At 72.8% G+C, this 17,500-nt stretch carries 17 protein-coding genes and 1 pseudogene; 11 read left to right on the top strand and 7 right to left on the bottom strand.

Annotated features, from left to right (window positions below; all coding sequences use genetic code 11):
• Positions 1–312 precede the first annotated feature (312 nt).
• Positions 313–603 (top strand): ATP-dependent Clp protease adapter ClpS, encoded by a 291-nt coding sequence (gene clpS / locus Aau02nite_RS32755; RefSeq protein ID WP_212992473.1) that lies wholly within the window; start codon positions 313–315, stop codon positions 601–603.
• Positions 604–623: 20 nt separating this feature from the next.
• The gene (locus Aau02nite_RS32750) at positions 624–1,133 is read left to right on the top strand and encodes a DUF2017 domain-containing protein (protein WP_212992472.1); all 510 of its coding nucleotides are present in this window, start codon (positions 624–626) and stop codon (positions 1,131–1,133) included.
• Here Aau02nite_RS32750 and Aau02nite_RS32745 read toward each other — a convergent pair.
• The gene (locus Aau02nite_RS32745; RefSeq protein ID WP_212992471.1) at positions 1,130–1,993 is read right to left on the bottom strand and encodes an aldo/keto reductase; all 864 of its coding nucleotides are present in this window, start codon (positions 1,991–1,993) and stop codon (positions 1,130–1,132) included. The genes Aau02nite_RS32750 and Aau02nite_RS32745 overlap by 4 nt on opposite strands.
• Before the next feature lie 88 nt (positions 1,994–2,081).
• On the opposite strand from Aau02nite_RS32745, the pseudogene Aau02nite_RS32740 reads away from it, so the two are divergent.
• The 3 genes and pseudogenes from Aau02nite_RS32740 to Aau02nite_RS32730 all read left to right on the top strand — a co-directional run bounded on the left by Aau02nite_RS32740 (position 2,082) and on the right by Aau02nite_RS32730 (position 3,978).
• Positions 2,082–2,584 (top strand): annotated as a pseudogene (locus tag Aau02nite_RS32740) (M67 family metallopeptidase).
• Between the two features lie 64 nt (positions 2,585–2,648).
• The gene (locus tag Aau02nite_RS32735) at positions 2,649–3,008 is read left to right on the top strand and encodes a MoaD/ThiS family protein (protein ID WP_212992469.1); all 360 of its coding nucleotides are present in this window, start codon (positions 2,649–2,651) and stop codon (positions 3,006–3,008) included.
• A gap of 4 nt (positions 3,009–3,012) precedes the next feature.
• Positions 3,013–3,978 (top strand): PLP-dependent cysteine synthase family protein, encoded by a 966-nt coding sequence (locus Aau02nite_RS32730; RefSeq protein ID WP_212992468.1) that lies wholly within the window; start codon positions 3,013–3,015, stop codon positions 3,976–3,978.
• A gap of 34 nt (positions 3,979–4,012) precedes the next feature.
• Here Aau02nite_RS32730 and Aau02nite_RS32725 read toward each other — a convergent pair whose 3' ends face one another.
• Positions 4,013–4,402 carry a hypothetical protein gene (locus Aau02nite_RS32725; protein WP_212992467.1) on the bottom strand — a complete coding sequence of 130 codons (390 nt, stop codon included), beginning with the start codon at positions 4,400–4,402 and terminating at the stop codon, positions 4,013–4,015.
• A gap of 334 nt (positions 4,403–4,736) precedes the next feature.
• On the opposite strand from Aau02nite_RS32725, the gene Aau02nite_RS32720 reads away from it, so the two are divergent.
• The 6 genes from Aau02nite_RS32720 to Aau02nite_RS32695 all read left to right on the top strand — a co-directional run bounded on the left by Aau02nite_RS32720 (position 4,737) and on the right by Aau02nite_RS32695 (position 10,724).
• Positions 4,737–5,483: an MBL fold metallo-hydrolase gene (locus Aau02nite_RS32720; protein ID WP_212992466.1), complete on the top strand. Its 747-nt coding sequence runs from the start codon at positions 4,737–4,739 to the stop codon at positions 5,481–5,483.
• A 61-nt stretch (positions 5,484–5,544) separates the two neighbouring features.
• Positions 5,545–6,801, top strand: coding sequence for a glycosyltransferase (locus Aau02nite_RS32715; protein WP_246595612.1), 1,257 nt, complete (start codon positions 5,545–5,547; stop codon positions 6,799–6,801).
• 24 nt (positions 6,802–6,825) lie between these two features.
• On the top strand, positions 6,826–7,554 hold the full coding sequence (rph, locus tag Aau02nite_RS32710) for a ribonuclease PH (RefSeq protein WP_212992465.1): 729 nt from the start codon (positions 6,826–6,828) through the stop codon (positions 7,552–7,554).
• Positions 7,551–8,165: an RdgB/HAM1 family non-canonical purine NTP pyrophosphatase gene (gene rdgB, locus Aau02nite_RS32705; RefSeq protein ID WP_212992464.1), complete on the top strand. Its 615-nt coding sequence runs from the start codon at positions 7,551–7,553 to the stop codon at positions 8,163–8,165. Before rph ends, rdgB begins: the two co-directional genes overlap by 4 nt.
• A gap of 15 nt (positions 8,166–8,180) precedes the next feature.
• Positions 8,181–9,440: an NHL repeat-containing protein gene (locus tag Aau02nite_RS32700; protein WP_212992463.1), complete on the top strand. Its 1,260-nt coding sequence runs from the start codon at positions 8,181–8,183 to the stop codon at positions 9,438–9,440.
• Positions 9,441–9,500: 60 nt separating this feature from the next.
• Positions 9,501–10,724 (top strand): helix-turn-helix domain-containing protein, encoded by a 1,224-nt coding sequence (locus Aau02nite_RS32695; RefSeq protein ID WP_212992462.1) that lies wholly within the window; start codon positions 9,501–9,503, stop codon positions 10,722–10,724.
• Here Aau02nite_RS32695 and hutH read toward each other — a convergent pair.
• From hutH to hutU, 5 genes are read right to left on the bottom strand one after another with little or no spacing between them, the layout of a single operon-like run.
• Complete coding sequence (hutH, locus tag Aau02nite_RS32690) at positions 10,721–12,256, bottom strand: histidine ammonia-lyase (protein WP_212992461.1); 1,536 nt, start codon at positions 12,254–12,256, stop codon at positions 10,721–10,723. The genes Aau02nite_RS32695 and hutH overlap by 4 nt on opposite strands.
• A complete protein-coding gene (gene hutI / locus Aau02nite_RS32685; protein ID WP_212992460.1) occupies positions 12,253–13,401 on the bottom strand; it encodes an imidazolonepropionase in 1,149 nt (382 codons plus the stop codon). Before hutI ends, hutH begins: the two co-directional genes overlap by 4 nt.
• A complete protein-coding gene (locus Aau02nite_RS32680; protein WP_212992459.1) occupies positions 13,398–14,681 on the bottom strand; it encodes a formimidoylglutamate deiminase in 1,284 nt (427 codons plus the stop codon). Before Aau02nite_RS32680 ends, hutI begins: the two co-directional genes overlap by 4 nt.
• On the bottom strand, positions 14,678–15,856 hold the full coding sequence (locus tag Aau02nite_RS32675; RefSeq protein ID WP_212992458.1) for an allantoate amidohydrolase: 1,179 nt from the start codon (positions 15,854–15,856) through the stop codon (positions 14,678–14,680). Before Aau02nite_RS32675 ends, Aau02nite_RS32680 begins: the two co-directional genes overlap by 4 nt.
• Positions 15,853–17,493: a urocanate hydratase gene (gene hutU, locus Aau02nite_RS32670; protein ID WP_212992457.1), complete on the bottom strand. Its 1,641-nt coding sequence runs from the start codon at positions 17,491–17,493 to the stop codon at positions 15,853–15,855. The genes Aau02nite_RS32675 and hutU overlap by 4 nt, the downstream gene beginning before the upstream one ends.
• Positions 17,494–17,500 lie beyond the last annotated feature (7 nt).

Here is a 17,500-nt window from a genome sequence, read left to right as displayed (position 1 = left end):
GATCCGTCACATTCACGTCACCGCACGTACCACGTTCGAGAATGAGTAAGAGTGCACGAAACGGTGAGTATTCAGGCATCTGTCCGGCCCCCGTCCGGTCCCATACGGTTCGGCGGTGCCGGCGTGACTGCCCGGGCCCAGCCTGGCGGGGCGGGTCCGGGCGCCCCGCCGGCCCGTCCGGCTGTTTCCGCCGGTGAGTGGTGTTCTCCGCGGGCGCGGCGCAGACTCGGGGCTGCGCCATCCCACCCCTGGCGGCGCGCCTGGCGTGCTCGGTTCGACCTCCGCCGGAATCGGCGTGGCACGATGGGGGGCATGGCGTTGCCTCAGGTCGCTCCCGCAGAGACGCCGCAGATCGAGGAGGTACCGGCTGATGACCGGCCGTGGGTGACCATCGTCTGGGACGATCCGGTCAATCTCATGTCGTACGTGACCTGGGTCTTCCAGAAGATCTTCGGGTACAGCCACGACAAGGCCGAGCAGCTGATGATGGACGTGCACAACAAGGGCAAGGCGGTCGTGTCCAGCGGCGCGCGTGAACGGATGGAAATGGACGCTGCGCAACTCCACGGCTACGGTCTGTGGGCGACAGTGGACCGCGGTTGAGTGGGCGGGTGAGCTGAACGATGTTCCGACGCAACGGGAACCAGTGCGTGGCCACCTTCGCCATCGACGAGGTGCGCGTGCTGCGCAAGGTCGCCGGTGAGGTCGTCGGCCTGCTCATGGACGGTTTCGACCACACCGATCCGGTGGTCGGCCGGCTCTTCCCGGACATCTACCCGGACCGGCCCGACGACTCGGCCGAGTTCCGCCTCTACACCGAGGGTGACCTCAAGACGGGCAAGATCGACCAGGCCGGGGCCATCCTCGCCGCGCTGCCCGACGACGGCCCCGGTGAGGTGCGCCTGGACGGCGAGGAGGCCGAGGCCTGGCTGCGGGCGATCAACGACGCCCGGCTGGCGATGGGGACCCGGCTCGACATCCAGGGCGACACCGACCTCGGTGACGAGCTGGACGAGGCCGTGGTGCGCGACCCCGCGTCGAGCCGGGTCTTCCAGCTCTCCGTGTACGCCTACCTGGGCTACCTGCAGGAGTCCCTGCTCAACGCCCTACCGGAGATCGAGGAACGGCACTAGGCCGCCCGGTCCAGCCGGGTGAACTCCTCGTCGGTCAGGGTCAGTTCCGGGGCCTGGGCCGAGTCGGTGATCGATTCCGGGCGGCTGGCGCCGGGGATCGGGATCACGTGCTCGCTCTTGGCCAGCATCCACGCCAGGGTGACCCGCTGCGGGCTGACCCCGTGCGCCTCGGCGACCTGGGCGAACTCGGCGAACCGGCTGCCCAGCTCGCCGGCCTTGGCGATCCCGCCCAGCGGCGACCACGGCAGGAAGGCGATGCCCAACTCGTCGCAGAGACGCAGCTCGTCCTCCGAGGAGCGGAACGCGGGCGAGAACTGGTTCTGCACCGAGACGAGCCGGCCGCCGAGGATCTCCTGGGCCTGCCGGATCTGCTCGACGGTCGCGTTCGAGATGCCGGCCAGCCGGATCTTGCCCTCGTCGAGCAGCTCGCGCAGGGTGCCGACGGAGTCCGCGTACGGCACCTCGGGGTCGGGGCGGTGGAACTGGTAGAGGCCGATGGCGTCGACGCCGAGGCGCTTGAGCGAACCCTCGACAGCCTCACGCAGGTGCGCGGGGGAGCCGTCGACGGTCCACGAGCCGTCACCGGGACGCAGGTGACCGCCCTTGGTGGCGACCAGCACGCCGGAGGTGTCGCCGCCCCAGCTGGCCAGCGCCTGGGCGATCAGGCTCTCGTTGTGGCCCACCTCGTCGGCGTGCAGGTGGTACGCGTCGGCCGTGTCGATGAGGGTCACGCCGGCCTCGAGCGCGGCGTGCACGGTGCGGACCGAGCGGTCGGTGTCGGGTCGCCCCTCGATGGACATCGGCATGCCGCCGAGCCCGATGGCGCCGACCTGGACGTTTCCGATTGAACGCTGCTTCATGCATCCACCCCTACCCCACGTGATGATCCGTACGCGCGTGAGCACTGCCACGCCCGGTCCGGCGCCGGGCCACGGTAATGTGAACGACGTGCTGACCATCGACAGCGCGATCGTCGACGCGATCGTCGCCCACGCCCGCCGGGACCACCCCGACGAGGCCTGCGGTGTCGTCGCCGGGCCCGTCGGCAGCGACCTGCCGACGCGGCACATCGCGATGGACAACGCGGCCCGGTCCATGACGTTCTACGAGTTCGACTCGATGGAGCAGTTGCGGGTGTGGCGCGAGATGGACGACAACGACGAGGAACCGGTCGTCATCTACCACTCGCACACTGCGACCGAGGCGTATCCCTCGCGCACCGACATCTCCTTGGCGGGTGAGCCGGGCGCACATTACGTGCTGGTCTCGACCCGCGAGCCGGATTCCGAGGAGATTCGCTCGTTCCGTATCGTGGACGGTGTGGTGACCGAAGAAGAGGTCAACATCGTGGATGCGACGGTGGACGCGTGAGTGGGAGTGCGGACGGCTACGCCGTCCAGTCGTACATGTTCGGGCAGAGCCCCGCGTCGGTCTACTACGAGTGTCGCTGACGCGACCTCAGACGACCCTGCCCCCGAACTCTCTCGACTTCTCTTTTCTAGGAGCATCACAGTCATGGCTATCGAAGTTCGCGTCCCCACCATCCTGCGCAGCTACACCGGCGGCTCCAAGGTCGTCGAGGGCTCCGGTGCGACGCTCTCCGGCCTCATCGACGACCTGGACACCAAGCACTCGGGTCTCAAGGGCCGGCTGCTCACGCCCGAGGGTGGCCTGCACCGCTTCGTCAACGTCTACGTCAACGACGAGGACGTCCGCTTCCTCGGCGCGCTCGACGCCCCGCTGAGCGACGGCGACTCCGTCACCATCCTGCCGGCCGTGGCCGGCGGCGCGCTCGGCTTCGCCGCCGCAGCGGCCCTCCTCGGACGCCCGTCCAACCGCCCCGCCGCCGCCCCTAATCGGACTGAAGGCCAGTAAGCTCATGGCTCGCTACGAGAGCCTGCTGGATGCTTGCGGGGGCACGCCGCTGGTCGGCCTGCCCCGGCTGTCGCCGACGGTGCCCGAGGGCGCGCCGCCGGTGCGGCTCTGGGCCAAGCTCGAGGACCGCAACCCGACCGGCAGCATCAAGGACCGCCCGGCGCTCTACATGGTGCGCGAGGCGGAGGAGTCCGGGCGCCTGCGTCCCGGCGACACCATCCTCGAGCCGACCAGCGGCAACACCGGTATCTCCCTGGCCATGGTGGCCAAGCTGCGGGGCTACCGGCTGGTCTGCGTGATGCCGGAGAACGTCTCCTCCGAACGGGTCCAGCTGCTCCGGATGTACGGCGCCGAGATCATCTTCTCGCCGGCCGCCGGCGGCTCCAACCAGGCGGTCGCGACGGCCAAGCAGATCGCGGCCGAGCACCCCGACTGGGTGATGCTGTTCCAGTACGGCAACGCCGGCAACGCCCGGGCCCACTACGAGACGACCGGGCCCGAGCTGCTGCACGACCTGCCGACCATCACGCACTTCGTGGCCGGCCTGGGCACCACGGGCACGCTGATGGGCACGGGGCGGTATCTGCGGGAGAAGGTCGAGGGCATCCAGATCGTGGCCGCCGAGCCGCGCTACGGCGAGCTCGTCTACGGCCTGCGCAACATCGACGAGGGCTACGTGCCCGAGCTGTACGACGCCACCGTGCTGAGCCGGCGTTTCTCGGTCGGCACCCGCGACGCGGTGCTGCGCACCCGGCAGCTCGTCGAGGTCGAGGGCATCTTCGCCGGCTTCTCCAGCGGCGCGATCCTGCACGCGGCGCTGGCCGTGGCCCACGAGGCGGTCAAGGCCGGTCAGCGCGCCGACGTGGCCTTCGTGATCTGCGACGGCGGCTGGAAATACCTCTCCACCGGTGCCTACGGCGGCACGCTGGCCGAGGCCGAGGACGCCCTCGAGGGCCAGCTCTGGGCTTGAGCAAGGGGCGGGGCGGCATTGCCGCCCCGCCGGCTCAGTAGGCCACGGCGAGCATGATGTCCGCGATCAGCGGTACGGCCGCGCCCAGCAGCAGCATCCACGGCAGCACCCGCCGGTGGATGGACAGGAACGCGCCGACCGACAGCGCCACGCTGACCATCCCGAGCAGGGCCAGCACCGGCACGTACCAGCCGGGCACCCCGCCGCCGATCTGCGAGACCAGGCCGCGGATGCCGATACCGACCCCGGCCAGGCCCAGCATCGACGCGTAGAGGGACATGGCCAGCAGCCGCCGGGTGCCCGGGGCCGGGTCGTCGGCGGCCGGGAAGCGGAAGTACACCTCGCCGTCGATGTCGTCCATCACGTCGTCCGGGCCGGGTTCCCAGCCGAACGGGACCACGTCCGGCGCGGGGGAGTCCTGCACCGGGACACGAGTTCGTCTCGGCTCTTGCACGCCCGTGGTCGCCACTGCACTCCTCCGATAGCCCGGGTGGTCCCTTCACGGTGTGCAACGAATGCGACTCACGTGGCGTAACGGATGGGATAATGGTGCAGGTCACGACCGGTGTGACCTGCGTTGTCGATTTCGCGACAAATCGATCAGACGTTTAGCCGACCCGCTGGGCCCGGCGTAGGCTGCGCAGCGTGATTGACTGGTCTGCCGTTTCGACCAAGGGCCGGATCCTGGGGGCGAAGGACTTTCGAGGAGCATGGGCCTTGGGCGAGTGGACGACCGAGCGTGAACCAGAGGGACCCGTATGCGACTGACCGTCCTCGGCTGCGCCGGCAGTTTTCCCGGCCCCGAGTCGGCGTGTTCCGCCTACCTCGTCGAGGCAGAGGGGTTCCGGCTGCTGATCGACTTCGGGTCCGGATCGTTGTCGGCGCTGCAGCGGTACGCGGGTATCGGCGCCGTCGACGCGATCATGCTGACCCACCTGCACTGCGACCACATGCTGGACGCGTGCACCTACGTCGTGGTGCGCCGCTACGCGCCGGGCGGCCCGCTGCCCCCGCTGCCCGTGTACGCCCCGATGGGCGCCGCGGAACGCATCTCAGCTGCCTACAGCGCCGAGAACGAGCCGGTCGACGACGTGTACACGTTCTACGGTCTGCAGCCGGGCACGTTCCCGATCGGCCCGTTCACCGTCACCGCGGACCGCGTCAACCATCCGATCGAGACGTACGGGGTCCGCGTCGAGCACAACGGCCGGGTGCTGGCGTACTCGTCGGACACCGCGCCGTGCGACGCCCTGCTGCGCCTGGCCCAGGGCGCGGACCTGTTCCTGTGTGAGGCGAGTTACCTCGACGGTGTCGCCAACCCGCCTGACCTGCACCTGACCGGCGGTGAGGCGGGGGAGGCGGCCACCAAGGCGGACGTCGGCAAACTGCTGCTGACGCACCTCGTTCCGGCCTGGGGGAGTGAGGCCTCTACTGTGGAGGCCGCGTCCGCCGCGTTCGTGGGTCCGGTGGAGGTCGTCCGACCCGGTTCCCGCTACGATCTCTGAGCTTGCCGAGGGGACGGCACGAGCGGACCACCGACCTCGAAGTGACCTTGGAGTGCCTTGCATGACCGGTCGATCAGTGGGTGAACGCAAGCTGCGTATCGTCCGACTGGCGAACTTCGTCTCACCTCGTTCGGGCGGGTTGCGCACCGCGCTGCGCAACCTCGGCGAGGGCTACCTGCGGGCCGGCCACGAGCCGATCCTGATCGTGCCGGGGCGTGAGCGCTCCGACGAGATGACCGCGCAGGGCCGGGTCATCACGCTGCCGGGCCACCGGGTGCCCCGCACCGGCGGCTACCGCGTGCTGGCCGGCCGGCGCGAGCTGACCGGGCTGCTGGACGGGCTGCAGCCGGACCGCATCGAGGTCTCCGACCGGGCCACGCTGCGCTGGACGGGCCGCTGGGCCCGCGAGCGTGGGGTCGGCTCGATGATGGTCTCCCACGAGTCCCTGGCCGGCCTGCTGGGCGTCTGGGGCATGCCGCAGCGCGACCGGCTCGCCGACCGGCTCAACCGCCGTACCGCCGAGGTCTTCGACCAGATCGTCTGCACCACGGCCTTCGCGGCGGCCGAGTTCCGCCGCCTCGGCGTGCCGAACCTGGTCGAGGTGCCGCTGGGCGTCAACCTGCGCCAGTTCCACCCCAGCCGCGCCGACGCCGCGGTCCGCTCCCGCTACGCCCGCCCGGAGGAGCTGCTGGTCGTCTACTGCAGCCGGCTCTCCGCCGACAAGCGCCCCGAGCTGGCCGTCGACACCATCGCCGCGCTGCGTGCCGCCAAGGTCCCCGCCGTGCTGGCCCTGGCCGGCGACGGCTCCCGCCGGGCCGCGCTGGCCTACCGGGCGGCCCGGCTGCCGGTGCGTTTCGCCGGGCACATCTCCGACCGCGATGACGTCGCCGCGCTGCTGGCCAGCGCGGACGTGGCCGTGGCGCCCGGCCCGGTGGAGACCTTCGGGCTCGCCGCGCTGGAGGCGCTGGCCTGCGGCACGCCCGTGGTGGTCAACGCCGCCAGCGCCCTGCCCGAGGTCGTCGGGGACGCCGGGGTGGCCGTGCCGGGAACGCCGGAGGCTTTCGCCGAGGGTGTGCGCAACCTCATGGACCGTCCCGAGAACGAACGCCGGGCGGCTGCCCGGGCCCGCGCCGAGCTGTTCGGCTGGCCCCAGGCCGTCGACGGCTTCCTGCGGGCCCACGGCGCCCTGCCGCAGGCGCGCAGCTCAGCGGTCGTGGCCCGGCAGGCCGTGCCGGAACGGGCGCTGCGACCGGCCGTCCCGGCGGTGGCCGCCGTCGCCTCCAGTGCCTGGGCGACGGCACCCGGCGACGCGCTGTAGCGGCGATCAGCCTAGGCTCTTGCCATGGCGCGACCCGACGGCCGAGAGCCCGGCCAACTCCGACCCGTGACCCTCACCCGCCGGTGGAGCATCCATCCGGAGGGATCGGTGCTCGTCGAATTCGGCGACACCCGAGTGCTCTGCACCGCCAGCGTGACCGAGGGCGTGCCACGCTGGCGCAAGGGCTCCGGCCTGGGCTGGGTGACGGCCGAGTACGCCATGTTGCCCCGCGCGACGAACACCCGGGGCGACCGGGAGAGCGTCAAGGGCAAGGTGGGCGGCCGGACCCAGGAGATCTCCCGGCTGATCGGGCGCAGCCTGCGGGCCTGCATCGACCTCAAGGCCCTGGGCGAGAATTCCATCGTGCTCGACTGTGACGTGCTGCAGGCCGACGGCGGCACCCGGACGGCGGCCATCACCGGCGCGTACGTCGCGCTGTACGACGCGGTGAACTGGCTGGCCGACCGCAAGTCGCTGGCCGGCAAGGTCGAGAAGGTGATGCACCGCTCGATCCAGGCGGTCAGCGTCGGCGTCATCGACGGCGAGCCCCGCCTCGACCTGATGTATCTCGAGGACGTCGCCGCGGAGGTGGACATGAACGTGGTCTGCACCGGTGACGGCGACTTCGTGGAGGTGCAGGGCACCGGCGAGGCCAACGTGTTCCGCCGCGACCAGCTCGACGCGTTGCTGGACCTCGGCGTGCTCGGCTGCGCGGAGCTGGCTGCGGCCCAGCAGAAGGCGCTGGCGTCGTGAGCTCCCGCCTGCTGCTCGCCACCGCGAATCCGAAGAAGCTGGTTGAGCTGCAGCGCATCCTGGACAACGCGCTCGGCTCCGGCCGCGTCGACCTGGTCGGGCTCGGTGACTTCCCGGACTATCCGGACGTGCCCGAGACCGGCCTGACCTTCGGCGAGAACGCGTTGATCAAGGCCCGCGAGGGGGCCTCGCGCACCGGCCTGCCGACCGTGGCGGACGACTCGGGACTGGCCGTGGACGCGCTCAACGGCATGCCGGGTGTGTTCAGCGCCCGCTGGGCCGGTGGCCACGGCGACGACCAGGCCAACCTGGACCTGGTACTGGCCCAGATCGGCGACGTCCCGGACGAGCATCGCGGTGGCGCGTTCGTCTGCGCGGCCGTGCTGGTGCTGCCGAACGGCCGTGAGCACCTGGTCGAGGGCAAGCAGCGCGGCCAGATCCTGCGCGCGCGGCGCGGCACCGGCGGTTTCGGCTACGACCCGATCTTCCTGGGTGAGGGCCAGAGCCTGACCAACGCGGAGCTGAGCCCGGCCGAGAAGGACGCGATCAGCCACCGCGGCAAGGCGCTCCGCGAACTGGCCAAGGTCATCGCCAAGGAGCTTCCCCGCTAGTTCTACTATGCCGCCGTGACCAAACGGGGATGGGGTGTGGCGGCCGCGCTGGTGCTGGCGGCCGCGGGGTGCACGCCGGGCAGCACGTCGGCGCAGACGGTCGAGCTGGTGGCCGGGGGCGGCGAGGCCGACGGCGGTCCGGCGCCCGACGCGTTCATCGACGGCCGGCTCGTCGACATGACGGTGGACCGGGCCGGGACGCTGCGGGTGCTGACCGAGACCGACGCGGTCGCCACCGTGTGGACGGTGCAGGACGGCAAGCTCACGCACGTCGCGGTGCCGGGCCTGAAGGCGGAGTACGTCAGCCAGATGACCGTGGGCCCGGACGGCGCGGTCTACGTCGCGCTGTGGAACGGCGAGGGCGGCGTCTGGCAGATCACCCCGCAGGGCCAGGCCACCCGGCGCCTCGGCATCGACCGGGACACCTACCGGGGCGACCGCAAGCCGCCGGCTGACGGTGCGGTTGCGGACGGCGCGTACCTGCGGCATCTGCACGGTGTCGCGGTGGGGCCGGACAACCGGATGTACTTCGCCGAGGAGCGCAACGACCCGACGACCCACCAGCTCGTCCGGACGGTCGACGGCGGACGGATCAGGACGGTGCTCGGGCGGGACCTGGCCGGGCTCACTGCACGGGAATGCCGCTCGGCGCGTACCCGGGAGGGCGGTTTCCCGGACGGCACCCCGGCCACGCAGATCGCCCTGGAGGGCGGCCTGAACGACCCGATCGCGATCGGCGCCGACGGCACCCTCTACGCCGGGCCCGGCCGGCGCAGCGTCGTCGCGGTCCGCGCGGACGGGTCCGCGCACGAGCTGATCGGCAACGTCGCCGGCGGCGGTCTCGACGGTGCCGTCGACGATCCCGAGGAACCGTTCGCCGACCGCGGCCGGGCGGCCCAGGCGTCGGTCTGGCTGCGGGGCACCCGCACCGGCAAGCGCGGCGAGAGCAACGCGAGCCTGGTGACCGACGACCGCGGCAACGTGTACGTGACCAGCGTGCGGCTCGGCGCCGACGAGCTGCCCGAGGAGTTCGACTGGACCGGCGACGCCACCGGCCGCCGGCGTGACCTGCTGCAGCAGTCCCGCAAGCAGCGCGACATCGGCAACGACACGACCGAGGTGCTGCAGATCCGGCCGGACGGGTCGCTGGCCACCGCGGCCGGTCACGCCGACGCCGCCGCGGTGCACGGCGACTGGCTGTACCTGGCCCGGGCGTTCACCGACGACGAGAACACCGATCGGGTGCTGGTGGTCCGCACGGCCATCCCGCGGTAACCGGCGCGGGTGGTACAGCCCTGAACCACCCTGCGGAGCGGCGGGGCTACGGTCGGGCGTATGACCCTCCGACGGAGCGCCGACCCCGCGGTCGGCGAGCAGATCCGCGCGCGCCGCCTGCTGCGGGGCTGGAGCGTCCGGTACGCCGCCAGCCGGGCCGGCATCTCGCACGCCACCTGGAGCCGGATCGAACGGGGGCGGCAGACGGCCGACAACCGGTTCATGCTGGCGGACATCGCCGGCGCGCTGGAATGCGCACCGGCCGATCTGGCCGGCACCGGGGCACCGGCCCGCGACCGGGCGACCGCCTCGGCCCGGGCCGGCGTGCTCGACCTGCGCCGGGCCCTGGTCGACATCGACCTGACCGAGCCGCCCGCCCGGCCCGCGCCGCCCGTGCCGGAGCTCCGCCGCAGCGCCGCCCTGGCCGACGCCCGGCACCAGGCGTGCGACTACGCCGGTGCCACCCGCCTGCTCCCGGATCTGCTGCGCGATCTGCACACCGAGACGGCCGGCCCGGATCAGCTCGACGCCCTGCGGCTGCTCTGCGACGCGACCCACGTCGCCTCCACGGTGCTGCGCGGTCTCGGCTATCCGGCAGACGCCTGGCTGGCCGCGGAACGATGCCGGGACGCGGCCGACGCCACCGGCGACCCGGTGCTGCGCGGGCACGCGGCGTACGCGCTGGCCCGGGCGGCCACCGCCTGCGGGTCGTACCAGCGGGGCCAGACGCTCGCCGAGCGGGCCGGGGACGAGCTGAGCCGGCACCTGGGCCGGCCCGGCGCCCCGGAGGTGCTCGGCTCACTGCATCTGGTCGCCGCCCTGGCGAGCCGGTGCCGGCAGCGCCCCGACGACAGCCGGGACTGGCTGATCGAGGCGGCCCGGCTGGCCCGCCGCACCGGCGAGACCGACACGATGGGGATGTTCTTCGGCCCCACCAACGTGGACATCTGGCGGATCAGCATCGAGATCGGCGACGACGCCGGCGACCCGCTCCGGGTGGTGGAGACCGCCCGGCGCACCGACCCGGCGGCGATCCCGGCCGGCCTGCGGCAGGTCTTCTACTACGCCGACACCGCCCGGGCCCTGACCCGCATCGGCGGGCAGGATCGCGAGGCGATCCGCCTGCTGCTCACCGCGGAACGGATCGCGCCGCAGCACGTGCGCACGTCGGCCGAGGCCGCGGAGACCATCCGGGTCCTGCTCGGCCGTTCCCGCCGCCAGGCCGGTGGCGCCGAGGTACGCGCCCTGTACGAACGCCTGCAGACCACCGGAAGTCACAGCTAGAGCAGCGGCCCGATCGCGTCCTCGATCCCGGCGCGCAGGGCCCGGCCGGCCACGACCGCGCGGGTCTGCTCGATCACCGGGGCCAGGAAGACGTCCGGGCCCGGTTCCCCGGCGAAGCCCTCCAGCGCCGCGACCGCCGCCCGCCCGGCCGGTGACGGAATCAGCGGCGCGCGCAGCTGCAGGCCGCGCGTGGCGGCCAGCAGCTCGACGGCGAGCAGGCTGGTCAGGTTGTCCAGCACCGTGCGCAGCTTCTTCGTCGCGGCCCAGCCCATCGACACGTGGTCCTCCTGCATCCCGCTGGTGGGCAGCGAGTCCACCGAGGCGGGCGCCGCGAGTCGGCGGTTCTCGGCGACGATGCCGGCCGCCGTGTACTGGGCGATCATCAGGCCCGAGTTGACCCCGGCGTCCGGGGCGAGGAACGGCGGCAGCGTGCGGTTGCGGGTCACGTCCAGCAGCCGGTCGACCCGGCGCTCGGCGATCGCCCCCACCTCGGCGGCGGCGATGGCCAGGAAGTCGGCGGCGAAGCCGAGCGGCGCGCCGTGGAAGTTGCCGGTGGACTCGACCCGGCCGTCCGGCAGCACGACCGGGTTGTCGACCACGGACCGCAGCTCGCGGCCGGCGGTGGTCCGGACGAACTCCAGCGTGTCGCGGGCGGCCCCGGCGACCTGCGGCGCGCAGCGCATCGAGTACGCGTCCTGCACGGCGTGGGCCAGGTCGTCGCGGTGCGAGTCCATGATCGCCGAGTCCTGCAGCAGCCGGTGGATGTTGGCCGCCGAGTCGGACTGCCCGGGGTGCGGCCGGATCGCGTGCAGCTCCGGCAGGAACGGCCGCTCCGAGCCGAGCATCGCCTCGATGGCCAGCGCCGCGGTCACGTCGGCCATGGTGAACAGGTGCCGGGCGTCCTCGATGGCCAGCAGCAGCATGCCGAGCATGCCGTCGGTGCCGTTGATCAGCGCCAGGCCCTCCTTGGCGGCCAGCGCCAGCGGCTGGAGGCCGGAGCCGTGCAGGGCGTCGGCGGCGGCCAGCCGGGAGCCGTCCTTGCCCAGCACCCAGCCCTCCCCGAGCAGCACCAGCGCGCAGTGGGCCAGCGGCGCGAGGTCACCGGAGGCGCCCAGCGAGCCGTGTTCGGGGACCCAGGGGGTGATGTCGTTGTTGAGCAGGTCGACGAGTCCCTGGGCGAGCACCGGCCGTACCCCGGACAGGCCCAGGGCCAGCGAGCGCACCCGCAGCAGCATCATCGCCCGCACCACCTCGCGGGGCATGGGCGCGCCGATGCCGGCGGCGTGCGAGCGGATCAGTGCGTGCTGCAGCTCGGCCCGGCGCTCCGGGGCGATGGAGGTGTTGGCCAGCGCGCCGAAGCCGGTCGAGACGCCGTACACCGGGCGGCCGGAGGCCTCGATGGTGTCGACGATGGCCCGGCTGCGGGCCATGGCGGCGTAGGTGGCCTCGGAGAGCTCGACCCGCGCGTCGTGCCGGGCGACGGCGAGGACGTCGGCGGGGGTGATGCCGGTGGGTTCGACTGAGACGGTCATTGGGGCACTCCGTTGTGCAGCACTGTGGTGACGAGGGGGACACCCGGCCGGTAGGCCAGGTGCAGATACGAAGGCGCGTCCAGGACGGCCAGGTCGGCGCGGGCGCCGGGGCGCAGCACGCCGATGTCGTCGCGGCGCAGGGCCCGGGCGCCGCCCGCGGTCGCGGCCCAGAGGGCCTCGGCCGGCGTCATCCGCATTTCCCGTACGGCCAGCGCCAGGCAGAAGGCCATCGACGACGTGTACGACGACCCGGGGTTGCAGTCGGTCGCCAGCGCCACGGTCACCCCGGCGTCGAGCAGCCGGCGGGCGTCCGGATACGGCGACCGGGTCGAGAACTCGGCCCCGGGCAGCAGCGTCGCGACCGTCGGCGAGCCGGCCAGGGCGTCCACGTCGGCGTCGCTGAGGTGGGTGCAGTGGTCCGCGCTGGCCGCACCGAGCTCGACGGCCAGCCGCACTCCCGGCCCGGGCCCGAGCTGATTGGCGTGCAGCCGGGGGATCAGCCCGGCCGCGGCACCGGCGGTCAGGATCTCCCGGGCCTGGTCACCGTCGAAGGCTCCGCGGTCGCAGAACACGTCGATCCACTTCGCGTACGGTGCGGCGGCCGCGAGCATCTGCCCGCAGACCAGCCGCACGTAGCCGTCCGGATCGCCGGCGAACTCGGCCGGGACGACGTGCGCGCCGAGGAACGTGGTCTCGTCCGAGAGCTCCCGGGCGATGCGCAGGCAACGGGCCTCGTCCTCGACGCTCAGGCCGTACCCGCTCTTGATCTCGATGGTCGTCGTGCCCTGCCGCCGGGCCTCACCGACCAGCCGGCGCGCCCCGGCCCGCAGCGTGTCGTCGTTCGCCGCGCGCGTCGCGGCGACCGTGGTGCGGATTCCGCCGCCGGTGTACGGCTCGCCGTTCATCCGGGCGGCGAACTCACCGGCCCGGTCCCCGGCGAAGACCAGATGGGCGTGGCTGTCCACGAAGCCCGGGATCACCGCGGCGCCGCCCGCGTCCAGGCGTTCGTCCGCCGCGGGCGCGTCGCGCATCGCACCCACCCAGGCGATCCGATCACCCTCGACGACCACCGCCGCGTCGGTCAGGACGCCCAGTTCGGGATCGTTGGTGACCAGCTCACCGATGTCGCCGACCAGCAGGCTCATGTCAGGGCCTCCCGCAGCGCCGCCGGGACGTCGAACGCGGTGTGCCGGCCGCCGTCCACGATGAGGCGGCCGTCCGCGACCACGTGCGTGACGTCGGCCGCGGTGGCCGCGAAGACCAGGCCGGCCGGGTCGACGCCCGCCGTGCGGACGCTCTCCAGCGACACGGCGACCAGGTCGGCACGCCGGCCGGCGGCGATCGTGCCGGCGTCGTCCCAGCCCAGCGCCGCATGACCGGTGTCCGTCGCGGCGGTCAGCAGCTCGGCGGCACTGAAGTGACCGCGCTGCTCGGTGGCGAGCCGCTCGTCGAGCTCGACCCCGCGGGCCTCCTCGAACAGGTCGATGACCGCCTGGCTGTCGCTGCCCAGGCTGAGCCGGGCACCCGCGTCGGCGAGCGACCGGGCCGGCCCGATGCCGTCGGCCAGATCACGTTCGGTGCTCGGGCACAGACAGACGTGCTGCCCGCCGAGGATCCGCAGGTCGGCGGGGGACAGGTGGGTGGCGTGCACCGCGGTGGTCAGCGGCTGCCAGACGCCCATGCTGTCGAGCAGTTCGGTGGGCGAACAGCCGTGCACAGCCTGGCACTGCTCGTTCTCGGCGCGCTGCTCCGAGAGGTGGACGTGCACCGGCAGGCCGTCGGTGCGGTGGGCGAAGGTGGCCATCCCGTCGACCGGCGCTGCGCGTACCGAGTGCAGGGCCGCACCGATCTTCGCGCCCGCGGTCGCGCGCAGCCCGTCGAAGCGCGCGGCCCAGCCGTCGTAGTCGCCGTCGCCGAACCGGCGCTGCACACCTTCGAGCGGCTCGCCGTCCACACCGGACATCAGATAGACCGTGTCCAGCAAGGTGATCCGGATACCGGCTTCGCGGGCTGCCCCGATCAGCGCGTGACCCATCGCGTTCGGGTCGGCGTAGGGCGTGCCGTCCGGCCCGTGGTGCAGATAGTGGAACTCGCCCACGCAGGTGATCCCGGCCAGGGCCATCTCGCCGTAGACCGCCCGGGCCAGCGTGAAGTAGCTGTCCGGGTCGAGCCGGCCGGCCACCGCGTACATCTGCTCGCGCCAGGTCCAGAAGCTGCCGCGGTCGCCGTGGGTGCGTCCGCGCAGGGCCCGGTGGAACGCGTGCGAGTGCGCGTTGGCCAGCCCGGGCAGCACCAGCCCGGGCAGCACGGTCCCGGTGGGTGCGGCGCCCGGGGTGACGGCGGTGAAGCGCCCGTCCTCGATCTCGATGCGGACATCGCGCACGACGGCCCCGCCGATCCAGGCGTACCGCGCGAAGTAGGTCATGCCGCCAGCTCCCCGAGCACCGTGGCCAGCGCCTCGACACCGGCCGCGCAGTCCTCGTCGGAGGCGTGCTCGGCCGGGGAGTGCGAGACCCCGGTCGGGTTGCGGACGAACAGCATCGCGGTCGGCACGTGCGCGGACAGCACGCCCGCGTCGTGGCCCGCCCCGGTCGGCAGGACCGGCACGCCACCCAGCAATGTGGACAGCCGGTCGGCGAGCGCCGTGTCGAAGGTGACCTCCGGGGAGGCCGACTCCGGTTCGACGACGAGCTCCGTACGGTCGTGGGCCGCCCGGTCCATCGCCCGCTTGACGATGGCCTCCACCAGCCGTTCCATGGTCGCCGGGTCGGCGGCCCGGGCGTCGAGCCAGGCCCGCACCAGCGACGGGATCGCGTTGGTGGCGTTGGGCTGCACCGACACCCGCGCGATCGTGGCGAGCGCCCCGGCCTGCCGGGCCTCGTCGTCGGCGGCCAGCACCGTGTACGCGAACGTCAGCATCGGGTCGTGCCGGTCGGCCATCCGGGTGGTGCCGGCGTGGTCACCGTGGCCGGTGAAGTCCAGCCGCCAGCGGCCGTGCGGCCAGATCGCGCTCGCGACACCGACCGGCACCTCCAGCGCCCGGCCCTGCTCGATGTGCAGCTCCACGACGGCACCCACCCGGCTCGCCAGCGCGGGCAGCGCGCCGGCCGGACGGGCCCCCAGCGCCTCGCCGAAGCTCACCCCGTCGGTGTCGCACAACGCGGCGGCCGTGTCCGGGTCGATCGCACCGGTCAGCAGCCGGGAACCGAGACAGGGCACGCCGAAGCGGCCACCCTCCTCCTCCACGAACGCGGCCACGCCGATCGGTTTCGCCGGGGTCACGCCCGCGGCCCGGAGCCGGTCGACGGCCAGGAACGCGCTGACGATGCCGAGCGGGCCGTCGTAGCCACCGCCGTGCGGCACCGAGTCGAAGTGCGATCCGGTCAGCACGGTCCCGGGCGCCCACTGCCGGCCCCACCAGGCGAACAGGTTGCCGTTGCCGTCGTCGGTGACCGTCATGTCGCGGCGGTCCGCCTGGTTACGGAACCAGTCGCGCAGGATCAGCTCGGGGTCGCTCAGGGCGTACCGCCGGTAACCGCCGGCCGGGTCGAGGCCGATCGGCGCGATCTCCGCCCAGAGCCGCGCGAAGGCGGCGGTCATGCCTTTGCTTCTTTCCGCATGGGGATGTGCACGGAGGCCGCGGCCGCCGATTCGTAGCCGGCGTCGACGTGGCGGATCACGCCCATGCCCGGGTCGTTGGTCAGCACCCGCTCGATCTTCTGCCCGGCCAGGGCGGTGCCGTCGGCCACGCAGACCTGCCCGGCGTGGATCGAACGGCCGATCCCGACGCCACCGCCGTGGTGGATGGACACCCAGCTCGCCCCGCTCGCCGTGTTGATCATCGCGTTCAGCAGCGGCCAGTCGGCGATCGCGTCCGAGCCGTCCAGCATGGCCTCGGTCTCCCGGTACGGCGACGCCACCGACCCCGCGTCGAGATGGTCGCGCCCGATCACCAGCGGAGCGGAGACCTCGCCGCGCGCCACCATGTCGTTGAACCGCACCCCGGCCCGGTCGCGTTCGCCGTAGCCGAGCCAGCAGATCCGCGCCGGCAGCCCCTGGAAGGCGACCCGCTCGCCGGCCAGCCGGATCCACCGGGCCAGCGGTTCGTTCTCCGGGAACAGCTCCAGCACGGCCCGGTCGGTGGCGGCGATGTCGGCCGGGTCACCGGACAGCGCGGCCCAGCGGAACGGCCCCTTGCCCTCGGCGAACAACGGCCGGATGTACGCGGGCACGAACCCCGGGAAGGCGAACGCCCGGTCGTACCCGCCGAGCTGGGCCTCGCCGCGGATCGAGTTGCCGTAGTCGAACACCTCGGCCCCGGCGTCGAGGAAGCCGACCATCGCCTCGACGTGCCGGGCCATGCTCTCCCGGGCCCGGTCGGTGAACTCCTCCGGCTTGGCGGCCGCATAGTCGGCGGCGTCACCGGGGTCGGTGCCGACCGGTACGTAGCTCAGCGGGTCGTGCGCGCTGGTCTGATCGGTGACGATGTCGATCGCCAGGCCCCGGCGCAGCAGCTCGGGGAACACCTCGGCGGCGTTGCCGGCGACCCCGATGCTGACCGCCCGGCGGTCCCGTCTGGCCGCCTCGGCCTGCCGGACGGCGTCATCCAGGTCGGCCGCCACCGTGTCCAGGTAGCGGTCCTTGACCCGGCGCCGCAGCCGCGACTCGTCGACGTCCACGATCAGGCAGACGCCGCCGTTCATGGTGACCGCGAGCGGCTGGGCGCCACCCATGCCGCCGCACCCGGCGGTCAACGTCAAGGTGCCGGCGAGGTCGCCGCCGAACCGCTTCGCCGCCACGGCCGCGAACGTCTCGTAGGTGCCCTGCAGGATGCCCTGGGTGCCGATGTAGATCCAGGAGCCGGCGGTCATCTGGCCGTACATGGTCAGGCCGAGCTGCTCCAGGCGGCGGAACTCCGGCCAGGTGGCCCAGTCACCGACGAGGTTGGAGTTGGCCAGCAGCACCCGCGGCGCCCACTCGTGGGTGCGGAACACCCCGACCGGCTTGCCCGACTGCACCAGCAGCGTCTCGTCGTCGGCCAGCACGTCCAGCTCCCGGACGATCGCGTGCAACGACGGCCAGTTCCGGGCGGCGCGCCCGGTGCCGCCGTAGACGACCAGGTCGTCGGGGCGTTCGGCCACGTCGGGGTCGAGGTTGTTCAGCAACATCCGCTTGGCGGCCTCCTGCGGCCACCCCTTGGCGGTACGGGTGGTGCCCCGCGGCGCTCGCACTGACATACCGAAC

Source organism: Actinoplanes auranticolor, assembly GCF_018332655.1.
GTDB lineage: Bacteria > Actinomycetota > Actinomycetes > Mycobacteriales > Micromonosporaceae > Actinoplanes > Actinoplanes auranticolor.
Note: the sequence above shows the minus strand (reverse complement) of the source record. Positions and strands in the feature narration are given on the sequence as shown.